This is a genomic window from Thalassospira sp., assembly GCF_048059015.1.
Lineage (GTDB): Bacteria > Pseudomonadota > Alphaproteobacteria > Rhodospirillales > Thalassospiraceae > Thalassospira.
In genome coordinates this window covers 156,597-170,919 of sequence record NZ_JBLLNT010000006.1, presented here as the reverse complement: position 1 = coordinate 170,919, position 14,323 = coordinate 156,597, and the positions used below count along the sequence as shown (strand labels likewise).

Genomic DNA, 14,323 nt, shown 5'->3' with positions numbered 1-14,323 from the left:
TTTGTGCCTGATTGCTTTCCTTACCCTCACTCCTTTGACGTTCATAAGTTACTCGTCGCAAAACTATTCCTTGATGCATTTCATACTCTTCCCCATCTTTGAGGGATGCGATCCGATCGCGTCACAGGGGATCTTCGGGGATGAAACACGCAATCAAATCAATTGCCTGTCTGGCACTATTGGTCTTTGCGGCCGGTATGACGGTGCCAAGCACACCAGCTTTGGCACAGGCCGCCGCCCTTGCCGCCATGTCAGGCAGCACTGATAGTACCGATACCCCGCCAACCGTTGCCAGCGACGTCGCTGCCGACACATTTAGCTATTACGAGTTCCTCGACGAAGGGGTCGCACGCACCCAGGAACGCATTGCCCAAACGCAGGCCGGGCTTGAAAGCTTTGGCGCGGAATGGGATGCGACCGCAGCGTTCCTCTCAACCGATGTCGGATCACAAGGCCTGATGCGCCTGATCATGTTTACCATGATCTTTGTCGGTGTCGGGATCATTTCCGAACTGATCTATCGCCGGGCAACCGCGCCGATGTGCGCCTTTGTCGAAGCACAGACCCCGACCCTGTTCGTCAATAAGCTCAAACAGATTGCAGTTCTATCGATCCTGTCGCTGCTGTCCTTGACCGTCTTTGCCATCGGATCAATCGGGACCTTCATGATCTTCGACTGGACCGAGATCATGAAGAAGGCGCTGATGTCGCTTTTGATGGCGTTCTTCATGCTCCGCATTCTTATGATCGCCCTGCAGTTCCTGTTTGCCCCGCAGGCAGATGGGCTTCGCATGATCAATCTTGATCCGCTGGCCGCCAAAACCCTGACCAAGACCATTGCGATTGCCGCTGCCATCTCGCTGTTTGCGTTCGGGCTTGCCGGTGTTTTCAGCGCGGCTGAAACCATGGTGGCAAGCGACATCATCCTGTTTGATATGGCTGTCATCATCACGGTGGTGTCGTTCTGTATCGCCAGTCTGTCGCTTGGCCGGTTCTTTGCCACCCATACGTCCGGTGATCAGGTTGAAGCCATTGCCCTTCCGACTTCTATCGCGCGGCTTTGGCCAGCCATCGTCTGTGCCTGGCTGATTGTCACGGGTGCAATTGCCATCATCGGGGCGGAACGCGGGCTTAAGGCGCTTTTGGCAATCGGCTTTGCCTGCCTGTTTGATGTGATCTTGCGCAACATCATCGAAAGCCAGCATCGCAAAAAGGCCCAGATCGCCGAACAACTGGCCGAAGAACAAAATATCGCGGCCGAGGCCGCCGCAATGGAGGCCGAAGAAGAATTCGAGCCAGTCCAACCCAAAATGCCAGTCTTTACCAGCGTGCTAAAGCGTGCCGTACGTCTTCTGGCCCTTGTGTTTGTTCTGGCCAGCATGTGGCGCATCTGGGGCTTGGATCGATTGGCATTGTCGACCGATGCCGGGATTTTTGCCCGGATCATTGATGCTTCGACCGAGATCATCATGGTTCTGCTGATTGCCGACCTCGTCTGGTCGCTGATCCGGACTTACCTTGATGAACGCATGAGCAATACCAATCAGGGCAATGCTGGCGATGAAGGCGGCGGAACGGGCCTGTCACGGATTGAAACGCTGCTGCCGTTGCTTAAGAACTTTGCCCTGACCGTGATTATCATCATGGTCACCATGCTGACCCTGTCATCGCTTGGCGTTGATATCGGGCCACTGATCGCTGGTGCTGGTGTGGTTGGTCTGGCGATTGGCTTTGGCAGTCAGGCCCTGGTGCGTGACGTGGTGGCAGGTGTGTTTTTCCTGCTTGATGATGCGTTTCGGCTTGGGGAATATATCGAGGTCGATAATCTGCGCGGCCGGGTCGAAAACATTTCCATACGATCCATGCAGCTCCGCCATCATCGTGGCCCGCTTCAGACCGTGCCGTTTGGCGAGATTAAATCGATTGTGAACCACAGCCGCGATTGGGTGATCGTCAAACTGGAATTCCGCGTGCCGTTTGAGACTGACGTCAACAAGATCAAGAAACTGGTCAAAAAGCTTGCGGCACAACTCCTCGATGACCCGCTGATCGGGGATAGCTTTATCGAGCCGCTTAAATCCCAGGGCGTTCGCCGGATGGAAGAATTCAACATGGTGATCGGGCTTAAATATACGTCAAAACCCGGCGAGCAATTCACCATCCGCAAGACCGTCTATCAAAGCGTTCTGGCGATGTTCAAGGAAAACGGCATTCAGATGGCATCGCGCAACGTCAAGGTCGATGTGCCAGCCGATGCAACGCACGAACAGAAACAGGAAGCCGTTGCCGCCGCGGCCCAACAGGCGTCCGAGCAATTGAACAAGCCGCCTGCCTGAGTGGATTTGGGGCATGTTGGGTTGACTTTAACAAATGCGTGGTGATGGCGTTGAACGGTATCACCACGCATTTCCTTGAGCAGCAGCGCCCAAGGTAATCAGACTTGAAAAATAGCGCACCGGATCAAGAGTATTGGACCTGCTTTTGTTCAAGGCGTCCGGTACATGCAACCCGTATCGGGCATATAGCGATTGAAGCCTGCCAGACGCGATCATTTTCCAGATCAGATCATTAATCTGGTCAACACTGACCGGCGAATTCGGTAGCACCAGAATTTGCCGGTTATAGCTATGATCGGGCCGGTCAAAGTCAATCTTGAGCCTTGAATATACTTCCGGTTTGGAAAGCGCAATCCACTGTAAGAAGGCCTCGCTAACGATGCCCTTATCAACCCGCTTGTTTTCTACCAGGCGAAGCACGCTTTCTTCGTCACTGACAAGGGTCACATTGGGCATCTGACTGAGCAGATCGCTATCATAATTGGCAAATGCGTAGTGAAAACCGCGCACTGCGGCTATTTCTTCGGTGACGGACGGATCGCGTTCATATCCCCCAAGCGTGAAAAACAGGTCACGGCCATTGGTAAGATTAAGGCTGGGCCGCGCACCGCGGTCACCCCATCCCCATTTGGCATCGCTATAGGCGATGATATGTACATCCATCTCGTCGTAACTGACCATCAGGCGTTCTGCCGGGTAATCGTCAACCTGAAACCTGAACTCGCCCTGCATGCTGTTAAGCGCATCGACCACATCAAAGACCAAGCCACGCTTTGCCGACTTTTCAATGACCATCGGCGGCTGACCTGTTGGCAATGCTACATTCACAACAGTTTGCCCGCTTGCACCGACTGCAAAAAACAAAGCAGCCATCATCCCTGTGACGGCTGCAAGCAACGGGCGGCAATTTCGGGCAAGATCCATAGAAACGATAGCCTTTCGAACCACAGAATTGGAAAGCGAATGCTACATCAGAATATGACCAGTTTCATGTATCCTCTGTTAAGCGCGATTTAAAGAGTACGCTTTCGTGCAAACCAACAGCCACATAGCGCACAAACAAAAACGCCCGCTGTTTCCAGCGGGCGTTTTTGTATCGTATCGTCGCGAAATCCGTAAGGATTAACGCGAGTAGAATTCGACGACCAGGTTCGGCTGCATCTGAACCGGGTACGGAATTTCTGCGAATTTCGGAACGCGAACGAAGGTGCCTTTGAAGGCTTTCGCGTCAACGTCGAGATATTCCGGAACGTCACGTTCTGCGAGGGTTGCAGCTTCCATAACCATCGGGATTTCGCGCGAAGCAGCTTTAACTTCGACAACATCGCCTTCTTTAACGAGGAAAGAAGGAATGGTTACTTTCTTGCCGTTGACAAGAATGTGGCCGTGGTTAACGAACTGACGTGCAGCGAAAACGGTCGGAACGAATTTCATGCGGTAAATAACCGCATCAAGACGCTGCTCAAGAATACCAACGAGGGTTTCCGAGGTATCACCCGGACGACGCGATGCTTCTTTGAAGTAGCGCAGGAACTGTTTTTCAGAGATCGAGCCGTAGTAGCCTTTGAGCTGCTGTTTAGCGAACAGCTGGGTACCATAGTCGGTCGGCTTCTTACGGCGGGTCGCGCCGTGCATGCCCGGTGCGTATTCGCGCTTGTTCAGCGGCGACTTTGCACGGCCCCAAAGGTTAACGCCAAGGCGACGGTCAATCTTATGCTTTGCAGCAATACGTTTCGACATTTTGTAACTCTCTTTTTTTAAAGATCACTTATTGTCCCGATAGTTTCCAACCGCCCGAATAACGGACATGCGGAACGGGGACGAAAACACCTGTTTCGACCCACTTTCTCGGAAGTGAGGCGCAATATAGAGATGATTGATCAAGAGTCAAACATTAATCGACGCATGCAAGCCCTGCATTTCTGCCGCCTTGGGCTGGTTTGATCTCTGATCTGTTTTTCCCATATCGCCCGATTTTGCGCAATGGCAGTTGATCGCCCCGATAACCCATTGGCAAAAAACATCACAAAATTTGAAACCCGCATGAGTGTCCTTGCGTAGCTTCGCCTGAAATGCGTGCTCAAACAGGCAAAACCGATGACAAAGTCGGCTCTTGGGAATGACCGAAAACCCTATTTTACGTGGCGGAAGCACGCGCAAAAACAACGAACGCCACGGAGGCAACACTGACAAGGACACGTTTTACATGTTTAAGAGTTCCATGATGGTCATCGCAGCATCTGCCGTCGCACTGAGCCTTGGCGCCTGTGCCGGCAATATGAATTCTGATAGCGCAATGTCGGGCGAGAAAACCGTAATGGTTGGCGGTGCACCGATGTATCCGTCCAAGAATATCGTCCAGAATGCGGTTAATTCCGAAGACCACACCACCCTTGTTGCAGCCGTTCAGGCAGCCGGTCTGGTCGACACCCTGGCAAGCCCGGGCCCGTTTACCGTCTTTGCGCCCACCAATGCCGCCTTTGGCAAACTGCCCGATGGCACGGTTGATACCCTGCTGAAACCTGAAAACAAGGCGACCCTGACACAGGTTCTGACCTATCACGTTGTGCCTGGCACTCTGACCGCGGCCGATCTGATGGAAAAAACCAAGGCAATGGGTGGTATGTATGAAATGACCACCGCATCGGGCGGCACCATCACCGCTGAAATGAAGGACGGCAATCTTTATGTCGTCGATGACAAAGGCCAGTGGTCACAGATCACCATCGCCAATGTCATGCAGTCGAACGGCGTGATCCACGTGGTGGACACCGTTCTTTTGCCGGGCTGATAGCGTCTCAACCCGGATGCCCGCAAAAGACAACACCCGGCCATGTAGGCCGGGTGTTTTTACATTGGATATACGGAGAACGATCAGTCCTTGGCTTTGAACTTTCCGCCGCGCATGGCAACGATCATGCCCCGCAGTGTCTGAACTTCCTGATGGGTCAGGTTCGCGCGGTTAAAGATGTTGCGGATATTGCGCGCCATGTTCGGGCGTTTTTCTTCAACCCGGAAGAAACCCGATGCATCAAGTTCTTCTTCAAGATGGACAAACAGGCGTTCCATATCATCCTTGGTCGCCGGGAAAGTGTCGTTCATCATCATCTGATAGTCAGGCACATCCACACCCGCCTGCCACCATTCATACCCGATCAGCAAAACTGCCTGCGCCAGGTTCAGCGACGTAAAGCCCGGGTTCAATGGCACAGTCACGACCGCGTCCCCCATGGCGACATGTTCATTGCGAACACCGGTGCGTTCCGGGCCAAACATCACGCCGACCTTTTCACCACGCCCGATCACAGCGCGCATTTCCGGTGCCAGCCCCTTGGGGGTAAAGACCGGCTTGATGGCATCACGGGTGCGTGCCGTTGTGACGTAAACCCGGTTCAGATCGGCCAGTGCATCTTCTTCGCGCTCAAACACCTTGGTGTTGTCGATGACGATATCGGCACCCGATGCATTGGCGGTTGCCCGTTCATTTGGCCAACCATCACGCGGCCGCACCAGACGCAAATCCACCAGACCACAATTGAGCATCGCGCGCGCGGCCTTACCGATATTATCGCCAAGCTGCGGTTCGATCAGAATGATTACGGGCGGATTGGCAATGCCACCTGTTTCAGGTTTCGCGGTGCCGACGGGCTCGCTCATCGCGGGTTTCTCCGGTCTTTCACATGGGGTTGTCACGGGCCGTGCCCGTCAATATTGGCGCTTCTTTAGCAAAAGCCAACCGCTCGCGCCAGTCTCCTTGTCCTGTCGCAAAGCGTGTCATGGCTTTGATACGAAAACAGCCGGGTCAAAGATGATCCCGGCTGCTTGGTAATTTCTGTTTATCTTGGTCGCAGCTTAGCCGTGCTGGCTGCGCACACCCGATTTGAACAGTTTATAGGTTATGGAATCGCGAAGTGCGTTATAGGACGCCTCGATAATGTTGGTGGAAACACCGACCGTGGCCCAGTGATTGCCATCCTTGTCGCGGCTTTCGATCATAACGCGGGTCACAGCACGCGTGCCGTCGCCACGGGTTATGATGCGGACCTTATAATCGATCAGCTCAATCTGTTCGACCGCTTCGCGATATTCCGGAACCGTGACCAAAACCTTGCGAAGGGCAGCATCAAGGGCGTTGACCGGGCCATTCCCCTCGGCCACCGACATGAACTGGTCTTCGCCGACCACGACCTTCACGGTCGCTTCGGACATGGTGATGACCTGTTCGTCCTGCTCATCCACCCAGCGGCGTTCATCGATGACGCGGAACGATGTCACACGGAAATAACGATCAAGCTCGCCCATGGCCTTGCGCGCCAGAAGCTCAAAGCTTGCTTCGGCACCATCATAGGCGTAGCCATCAAATTCGCGCTGCTTGACGGTTTCAACCAGTTTGCCGACCGCTTCGGATTTCGGATCGACCTCGACCCCGATCTCGCGGAAGCGTGCCAGGATATTGGAACGGCCGGCCTGATCGGACACAAGGATATGGCGCTGGTTACCAACCAGTTCCGGTGCGACATGCTCGTAACAGGCCGGGTTCTTTTCCACAGCCGAAACATGAAGCCCCCCCTTATGAGCAAAGGCGCTGTCACCGACATAGGCCGCCTGACGCAGCGGTTCGCGGTTCAGACGTTCGTCAAGGATATGCGAAATCCGGCGCAAATGGGTCAGCTGTTCATGGGAGATGCCCACGTCATAGCCCATCTTGAGCATCAGGGTCGGGATGATCGAAATCAGGTTGGCATTGCCGCAGCGCTCCCCCAAACCATTGAGAGTTCCCTGGATCTGACGCGCACCGGCACGGACCGCCGCAAGCGAGTTTGCAACCGCGTTTTCCGTATCATTGTGGCAGTGAATGCCAACATTTCCACCCGGGATCTGGGTGCAGACATCAGTCACAATGTCAAAAATCTCGTCGGGAAGCGTGCCGCCATTGGTGTCACACAGAACAACCCAGCGTGCGCCCGCTTCATAGGCCGCCTTGATCGCTGAGAGCGCATAGTCGCGGTTGGCCTTATAGCCATCAAAGAAATGCTCGGCATCGAACATGACTTCAGAAACTTTGGTTTTCAGATGGGCAATTGAATCCGAAATCATCGCAAGATTTTCATCAAGCTCGATCCCGAGCGCCTCGGTTACCTGAAAGTCCCAGCTTTTACCGACCATGCAAACAATTGGTGCATTTTGCGCAAGACTTGCCAAGCCCGGATCATTTGATGCCGAACGACCCGCGCGACGGGTCATGCCAAAAGCGGTCAGTTTGGAGTTTTTAAGCTTCGGCGGATTGGCAAAGAATGCATCATCGGTCGGGTTTGCGCCGGGCCAGCCGCCTTCAATATAGTCAATCGACAGTTCGTCCAGTGCCTTGGCAATCGCGGTCTTGTCCGCGGCCGAAAAATCCACGCCCTGGGTCTGCTGCCCATCACGCAAGGTACTGTCATAAAGATAGACGCGCTTGTCTGACATTATTCATTCCAACTGATCGATATTCTCTCTTTGGCCTGAGGCATCAGGCCAGGCGGGCGTTTTTTCGCCCGCAAACGGGTCTGGCAAATTGCCGTAAAAGTGCCAATAGCGCAACAGCATTACGCAAAATGCATAAAAGGCGGCAATTTCCACTCCTTTTCGCACCTGCACCCACCTTAAGGATAGTGAACCTGTCCCCTTGAATGATTGTAACCCCCACCTATCAGTGCTTAACTCTACTTTACATTGTAAAGAGCATTACTCGTTTTCGTTCACATTGAGGCTCTTTGCCGGGTAATCATGCCGCTGTCTTTAAGGACACGAACGATGGCACAGGAAGCCGCCACCAGCGTTGATATCTTGATGCTTGCCGGATTGACTTGGGAACGTACAGGCAAGGATTGTTGGACTGCGTCCGATCGATTTGCCAATTACACCATTTTCCGTGACATCGATCAGCGATGGTATGGCGAATGGGAACGCGATGGCGCGAGTAAACGCGCGGACTGGTCCTGCCCGATCCTTGAAACATTTGCCGAATACATGGTTGACCACGCGCGCCGCAAACCATCTGATATCGCGCATTAACTGTTTCCACCTGACTTTCAAAATCAGATCACTGCTTTGCCCGCCTGGTTCGCCAAGCGTTAACGATGATCCGTGGTTTATCGCAGATTGAAGCGATCTGTTCTTGCGTTTGTGGTCATACCTATTATGTGATGGGGCATCACAAAGTTACATAACGCAAGGCAATCTAATGACGAACGCCATTCCCATGCAGATCGACATTGTCTCGGACGTGGTCTGCCCGTGGTGCATCATCGGGTATAAAAACCTCGAAGAGGCAATCAGCCGTCTTGATGGCGAGATCGAGGTCAAACTGCGCTGGCATCCGTTCGAACTGAACCGTGACATGCCGCCAGAAGGCCAGGACCTCGCCGAGCATATCAACGAGAAATACGGTCTTACTGCCGACCAGAGTGCTGACAACCGCGCACGCATCACCATGATGGGTGAGAATGTCGGCTTCCCGATCCATTTCGGATCAGATTCCCGCATCTATAACACCTTTGATGCCCACCGTTTGCTTTATTGGGCGGGCAAGGAAGGTGAATATGGCCAGCAGACCGCACTGAAACTCAATCTGTTTGCCGCCTATTTTCAGGGTGGCGACAACCCGTCTGATCACAGCGTTCTGAAACGCGCCGCCGAAGAAGTTGGTCTTTCAGCGGAACGCGCGGCCGAAATCCTTGCCAGCGACGAATTCGCCAAGGAAGTCCGCGCAGAAGAAGACGAATTTGGCGATGCCGGCATTAGCTCGGTCCCGACCTATGTCGTGAATGGCAAATTCGCCATTTCCGGCGGTCATCCGCCAGAAGTGTTCGAGCAGGCACTCTCTGAAATCGCCCGTCAGGGTGATGAGATCCTGGCCGAAGCCGAAGCAAAGTCAGAAGACACACCTGTCTGATCAAACGTCTGTATCCAGATTTCAAAATCCCCGGTGCCTTCATGGACCGGGGATTTTTGTATGTCTCGACACCTTGCCATTGCTGATCTAGGCTGATTTCGCCACTAGATAAAGGAAATCGCCCCATGATCAGCCTTTCAGAATCGGGCAGTATCTGCCCGGTATATTGCTATCCTACGCCGCCCTTTTGGTCGGTCTTATCAGCCCTGGCCCTGCACTTTTGGGATTGATGGGTGTCTCGCTTGACCGCGGTCGCCATGCAGGCCAGCGCTTTGCCCTTGGCATCGGCACCGGATCATTTTCCATCGGCCTTTTGACCCTGACCGGGCTTTCAGCCGTTCTTGCCACCTATGCAGATGCCATGACCGCCATTCGTATTTTTGGCGGGCTTTATTTGCTGTGGATGTCGTATCGCGCATTCCGCACCGCATTTCACAAGGCACCGGTTGCCAATAGCGAAACCGTTTCGGAAGCCACAAAGCAAATCACAGGTCGCGGATATTATCTGCGCGGCCTGGCACTCCATCTGACCAACCCGAAAGCCATCCTGACCTGGATTGCCATCATCTCAATAGGGTTTAGTGAAGGTGCGCCGCTTTGGGTGGGGGCTGCCATCGTGATTGGCTGTGGCTTGCTGTCGACCGGCATACATCTGCTTTATGCCACCGCCTTTTCCACCGCACCGGCGATCTCGATCTATCGCCGGGCTGCGAACTGGATCAATGGCGTGTTGGGTGTGTTCTTTGCCGTGGTTGGTTTGCGCCTTCTGGTGAACCGCTAGTCTGTTGGATCACACCGAAAAATCAAAGCCCGTCCTGAACGATCAGGACGGGTTCTTTGTTTCGGCGCTTTCTGCTTCTGCCTGTTGTGCTGCCTCTTCCTCGGCAGCGGCCTCTGCCTCGGCTTCTGCCTGCTCGGCAACCCAGACACCGGCGGTTTCAACCGTAGCCGGTGATGCTGTCGGAAGAACGCCCAGATAGCTTTCGGTTTCATCTGCCGGGATCGCGGCACGGCGTGTCATGCGATAGGCGGCATAGACAGCAATACCGACAAACGTAACCCCCATCACCAGCCAGAAGGTCGGCGCACCTGATTGCTCCATCGCCCAACCGGCCAGAAGCGGGCCAAGAATTGCACCAATCCCGAACGTCATGACAAGGCCACCGGATGCGGCAGGCATATCTTCAAGCGACAGGAAATCATTGGCATAGGCCAGAAACAGCGCATAAAGCGGCGCAGTCACCCCACCTGCAAAGAAGGCCGCCCCCATCAACATCCAATATTGGTTACTTTCACTGGCCATCCAGCCAAGACCGCAGGCCACAGCCCCGATCAATGCGGCAGAGCAAATCACTTTGCGTCGATCAATCCGGTCGGAAAGCCAGCCGATGGGATATTGAAAGATCAATGCACCGCCGAACATAATCGCGACAAACATCGCAATTTCATTGGCGGACAATCCAATCAGCGACCCAAACACCGCCCCCATACCCGATTGCGTCGCGTAAACACAGCCCAGCAGGAAAATGCCCACAGTGCTAAGTGGCGCGTCCTTAAACAGTTGCAAAAGCGGCATCGGCCGGGCGGCTTCTGTAACCGGAACAGTCGATACCGACAGCAGGATCGGCGCAAAGGAAATGGAAACAAGGATCGATGCGCCAATGAAAAGGGCCGAAGTCGATGCGTCCCCCAGTGTCAGCAACCCCTGCGCGCCAATGATGCCAAGGGTCTGGGCAATCATGTAGGCCGAAAGAACCTTGCCGCGCGTCTCGTTGGTTGACGCATCATTCAGCCAGCTTTCTGCCGTCACATAGATGCCCGACATGCAAAAGCCCACCAGAACGCGCAAAATCGTCCATGCCCACGGTTCTGTCAAAAGGGGCAAGGCAATCAGGGCGGCCGACATGAAACTGCCCAGGGCGGCAAACACGCGGACATGCCCAACGCGCTTGATCATGCGCGGGGTGACGCGCGCACCCGACAAGAACCCGGCAAAGTAGCCCGATGCAACAATCGCAAGTTCCGCTGCGGAAAACCCTTCGAGCCCGCCTCGCAGGCCGATCAGGGTGGAATGCATGCCATTGCCAAGCATGATCAGCACTACACCAAGCAGGAGTGCCCAGACACTCGACAAGACATTGATCATGGGACGTCCTTTTCTTCGCAGCGGTGGCGCGCGCAAACCGATGGCAGCTAGCCATCAGACCTATTTACATTAAAGACAGTGTGGCACAGCAATTGCGATCCGGCCCAGAATATTCGCGCCAAATGAAGGTAGATTTGCCCACTTGGGGGAAGTTGAGGCTATTTTTCGCTAAACCAATACCGTCCTTACGGACGATCGGTGATTTCCGCCTCGGTCAGGCGGCGGGTCGTGACACCGTTTTTAAGGTCAAGCCAGCCGGAAAAGACGGTCAGCCAGATCGCGACCAACATCACAACAGCAATCTGCTGATCCATCACCCAAAGCGTTCCAGTGGCAATCACACACCAGACCAACGGAACAGGTAATAGCACCCATCGCCAAGTGCCACGCGCCATCAGGACAAAGCCAAGTGTCGCCAGCACTGTCGGGTCCGCAGCACTGCCAAACAACTCTGCCTGGATCAATTCCCTGCCCTCAGTCAGTCCGGCAAACGGATATGCGATAAAGGCAAAAGCGATCAGGCCAATACCGATCCAGCATGACAAGTCCCCGCGCCAGCCAAAGCGCAGTGGCAATGGACGCGCCGCAAAGACGCAAAACAGCAAAATCTGGGCAACAAAGAATGGCAGCAAATAGGGCACCATCCAGTTAATCGGCTGATAGTACTGCCAAAGGAAGCCGTAGCTCATCCAGCTCCAGATCAGGGCAAGTAAAACAAGGATAACCCGGTTTCCACGATGCCCGTGACGCAGGGCCAGTCCGACGCAAACCATGCCCGCGACAAAGGCGCTGATCACTGCCAGCCACCAGACGCTGTTCATGGTTTCAAACAACCGATAATAAACGCGCGGCGAAAACAGCAGAAAATCTGCCAGTCCGTAGCTCCACCATTCGCTCATACCGGGGTCCTCATCCTGTTTTGCCTTGTTTTAAACGAGAACGCTGATCACAGCAGCAATCTGTTCGCGCATTTTTTCATCTGGCATCGGCCCCAAACATGCCCGCATGTTTTCCGCCGCGTGGGCCGGGTTTGTGGTGGCCGGGATCGGACAGGTCACTGCCGGATGGGCAATCAGATATTTCAAAATCAACTGCGCCCAGCTTTCCACGCCAAGCTCGGCAGCAAATTCCGGAAGCGGTTCGCCCTCCAACCGCTGGGTCAGGCTCCCCCCACGAAACGGCCGGTTCACAATCACCGCAATCCCGCGATCATAGGCAAGCGGCAGCAAGTATTCCTCGACCTTGCGATCGACCGGATTATAGGTCACCTGAACGAAATCAAGCCGTTCATTCATCATCACGGCAATCAGGTCCTCGGTCCGACGACCATGTGACGTTGTCACACCGACATGACCCAGTTTGCCTTCGTTTTTCATGTCAAACAAAAGCGGCAAATTGTCATCAATGCCCAGAAGGTTATGGACCTGCAGAAGATCAAACTTCTTGGTGTTCCAACGCTTTTCGGTTTCGGCGATCTGGTCGGCCCCGTTGCCCGATGTCCAGACTTTGTCAGTTGAAAACACCCGGTCATGCGCGCCCAGCTTATCAAGGCAGTAACCAATCACTTCCTGGGCGGAGCCATACATTGGCGAGCTGTCAATCATCCGCCCGCCTGCATTAAAGAAGGCCGACACCACATCGGCACATTGATCACGCAACGCCATGTCATTGCCGACATTAAACGTGATCCAGCTGCCCAATCCAACTGCCGGTATTTCTTCGCCGGTGGACGGGACTGGTTTGCGCAAGATATCTGGCGCATCGGCAGGATTAATCAATGTTGCCGATGCTGGGCTTTGCGAAGCCAACAGCCCAAATGCACCAAGGGCGGCGGATCCCTTCAAGAATGTGCGGCGGTCAAACTCGGACATTGTTCACAGCACCTTTGTTTGGTTCTGACCAATAATCTTGGATGATCCATCATGAATTGGGCGAAAATCGGCCCATGCGCAACCTTTGGTAGGCTTGAGAATACAGGACCTTTGAAAATATCGCGCAGATAGTGGCTGATTTGCCCTTGACCTAGAGTACACTCAAGCACCTAGCCTGATGCAGGACTGAATGATTTCAACATAAAGGTAACCGTCATGATGATTGGCGATGTGGCAGAAAAAAGCGGCTTCTCTGTCCACACCCTTCGGTATTACGAAAAGATCGGCCTTCTACCCGAAGCGGACCGCGATGCGGGTGGCAGACGGTCTTATGATCGCGATGTTTTGCGCTGGCTTGAGTTCCTCGGCCGGCTCAAGGATCTCGGTATGCCGATCCGCGACCGGGTTCTTTACGCCCGGATGCGGGCCGAGGGTGACAGCACAATCGAGGCCCGCCGCGAACTTCTGCAAACATACCGTGATGAGCTCGCCAAACGTGTCGCAAGCTTATCGGAAACGCTTGATGTGCTTGATGCCAAGATCGCCAGTTATGACACGACGGGACGCCCCCTGCACGGAGCCCCGAAATGAGCACCAAACAATCCGCCCTTGAAGCTGGCCGCGATATTGTCGCCCGGCTTAACCCACCGCTTGAAGGTCAACTGGCCGAGAAGTACAACGATCTTGTCCCCGACTTCGCCGAAAGCCTTGTTGAATGGGCCTATGGGCGCCATTACGCGCGACCGGGACTTGATTTGAAAACCCGTCAGCTTTGCACGATCTCGGCCTTGACCGTTTTGGGCGGGCAAACCGCCCCACAGCTTAAGGTCAATATTCGCCATAGCTTGGCTGCGGGTGCATCACGCACCGAGATCATCGAAGCGATCTGGCAGATGGCGGTCTATGGCGGGCTGCCTGCGGCGATCAACGGATTGAATGCCGCCCAGGAACTGTTTGATGAAATGGATCAAGCGGCCTGATCGTCATTTCGCCAAAGAAAAAGGCCGCAGCGAATACTGCGGCCTTTTATCATTTT

Annotated in this window: 15 protein-coding genes; 7 read left to right on the top strand and 8 right to left on the bottom strand. The window is 54.2% G+C overall.

Annotated features, from left to right (window positions below; genetic code table 11):
* The first annotated feature begins 140 nt into the window (after positions 1–140).
* Positions 141–2,336: a mechanosensitive ion channel family protein gene (locus tag ACMZ66_RS10095; RefSeq protein ID WP_416936962.1), complete on the top strand. Its 2,196-nt coding sequence runs from the start codon at positions 141–143 to the stop codon at positions 2,334–2,336.
* A 60-nt stretch (positions 2,337–2,396) separates the two neighbouring features.
* Here ACMZ66_RS10095 and ACMZ66_RS10090 read toward each other — a convergent pair whose 3' ends face one another.
* Together ACMZ66_RS10090 and rpsD are read right to left on the bottom strand one after the other, a co-directional pair.
* Positions 2,397–3,260, bottom strand: a complete 864-nt coding sequence (locus tag ACMZ66_RS10090) for an ABC transporter substrate-binding protein (protein ID WP_416936960.1) — start codon at positions 3,258–3,260, stop codon at positions 2,397–2,399.
* Between the two features lie 198 nt (positions 3,261–3,458).
* Complete coding sequence (gene rpsD / locus ACMZ66_RS10085) at positions 3,459–4,076, bottom strand: 30S ribosomal protein S4 (protein ID WP_416936958.1); 618 nt, start codon at positions 4,074–4,076, stop codon at positions 3,459–3,461.
* Between the two features lie 466 nt (positions 4,077–4,542).
* Here rpsD and ACMZ66_RS10080 point away from each other — a divergent pair, with 466 nt between their 5' ends.
* Positions 4,543–5,127, top strand: coding sequence for a fasciclin domain-containing protein (locus ACMZ66_RS10080; protein WP_416936956.1), 585 nt, complete (start codon positions 4,543–4,545; stop codon positions 5,125–5,127).
* Between the two features lie 83 nt (positions 5,128–5,210).
* Here ACMZ66_RS10080 and ACMZ66_RS10075 read toward each other — a convergent pair whose 3' ends face one another.
* The 3 genes from ACMZ66_RS10075 to ACMZ66_RS10065 form a co-directional block, all read right to left on the bottom strand.
* Positions 5,211–5,993, bottom strand: a complete 783-nt coding sequence (locus tag ACMZ66_RS10075; protein ID WP_416936954.1) for an RNA methyltransferase — start codon at positions 5,991–5,993, stop codon at positions 5,211–5,213.
* Positions 5,994–6,188: 195 nt separating this feature from the next.
* A complete protein-coding gene (gene cimA, locus ACMZ66_RS10070) occupies positions 6,189–7,802 on the bottom strand; it encodes a citramalate synthase (protein ID WP_416936952.1) in 1,614 nt (537 codons plus the stop codon).
* A gap of 3 nt (positions 7,803–7,805) precedes the next feature.
* Complete coding sequence (locus tag ACMZ66_RS10065; RefSeq protein ID WP_416936950.1) at positions 7,806–7,955, bottom strand: hypothetical protein; 150 nt, start codon at positions 7,953–7,955, stop codon at positions 7,806–7,808.
* 174 nt (positions 7,956–8,129) lie between these two features.
* On the opposite strand from ACMZ66_RS10065, the gene ACMZ66_RS10060 reads away from it, so the two are divergent.
* The 3 genes from ACMZ66_RS10060 to ACMZ66_RS10050 all read left to right on the top strand — a co-directional run bounded on the left by ACMZ66_RS10060 (position 8,130) and on the right by ACMZ66_RS10050 (position 10,051).
* Positions 8,130–8,390, top strand: coding sequence for a hypothetical protein (locus tag ACMZ66_RS10060; protein WP_416936948.1), 261 nt, complete (start codon positions 8,130–8,132; stop codon positions 8,388–8,390).
* Positions 8,391–8,559: 169 nt separating this feature from the next.
* Positions 8,560–9,270, top strand: coding sequence for a DsbA family oxidoreductase (locus ACMZ66_RS10055; protein ID WP_416936947.1), 711 nt, complete (start codon positions 8,560–8,562; stop codon positions 9,268–9,270).
* Positions 9,271–9,436: 166 nt separating this feature from the next.
* Complete coding sequence (locus ACMZ66_RS10050; RefSeq protein WP_416936945.1) at positions 9,437–10,051, top strand: LysE family translocator; 615 nt, start codon at positions 9,437–9,439, stop codon at positions 10,049–10,051.
* 42 nt (positions 10,052–10,093) lie between these two features.
* Here the strand turns inward: ACMZ66_RS10050 and ACMZ66_RS10045 are convergent, their stop codons facing one another.
* The 3 genes from ACMZ66_RS10045 to ACMZ66_RS10035 all read right to left on the bottom strand — a co-directional run bounded on the left by ACMZ66_RS10045 (position 10,094) and on the right by ACMZ66_RS10035 (position 13,287).
* Positions 10,094–11,416, bottom strand: a complete 1,323-nt coding sequence (locus ACMZ66_RS10045) for an MFS transporter (protein ID WP_416936943.1) — start codon at positions 11,414–11,416, stop codon at positions 10,094–10,096.
* Between the two features lie 185 nt (positions 11,417–11,601).
* On the bottom strand, positions 11,602–12,315 hold the full coding sequence (locus tag ACMZ66_RS10040) for a DUF6064 family protein (RefSeq protein WP_416936941.1): 714 nt from the start codon (positions 12,313–12,315) through the stop codon (positions 11,602–11,604).
* Positions 12,316–12,345: 30 nt separating this feature from the next.
* Entirely contained in the window at positions 12,346–13,287 is a 942-nt protein-coding gene (locus tag ACMZ66_RS10035) for an aldo/keto reductase (protein WP_416936939.1), read from the bottom strand.
* 216 nt (positions 13,288–13,503) lie between these two features.
* Here ACMZ66_RS10035 and ACMZ66_RS10030 point away from each other — a divergent pair, with 216 nt between their 5' ends.
* Entirely contained in the window at positions 13,504–13,878 is a 375-nt protein-coding gene (locus ACMZ66_RS10030; protein WP_416936937.1) for a MerR family transcriptional regulator, read from the top strand.
* A complete protein-coding gene (locus tag ACMZ66_RS10025) occupies positions 13,875–14,267 on the top strand; it encodes a carboxymuconolactone decarboxylase family protein (protein ID WP_416936935.1) in 393 nt (130 codons plus the stop codon). The genes ACMZ66_RS10030 and ACMZ66_RS10025 overlap by 4 nt, the downstream gene beginning before the upstream one ends.
* The last annotated feature ends 56 nt before the right edge of the window (positions 14,268–14,323 follow it).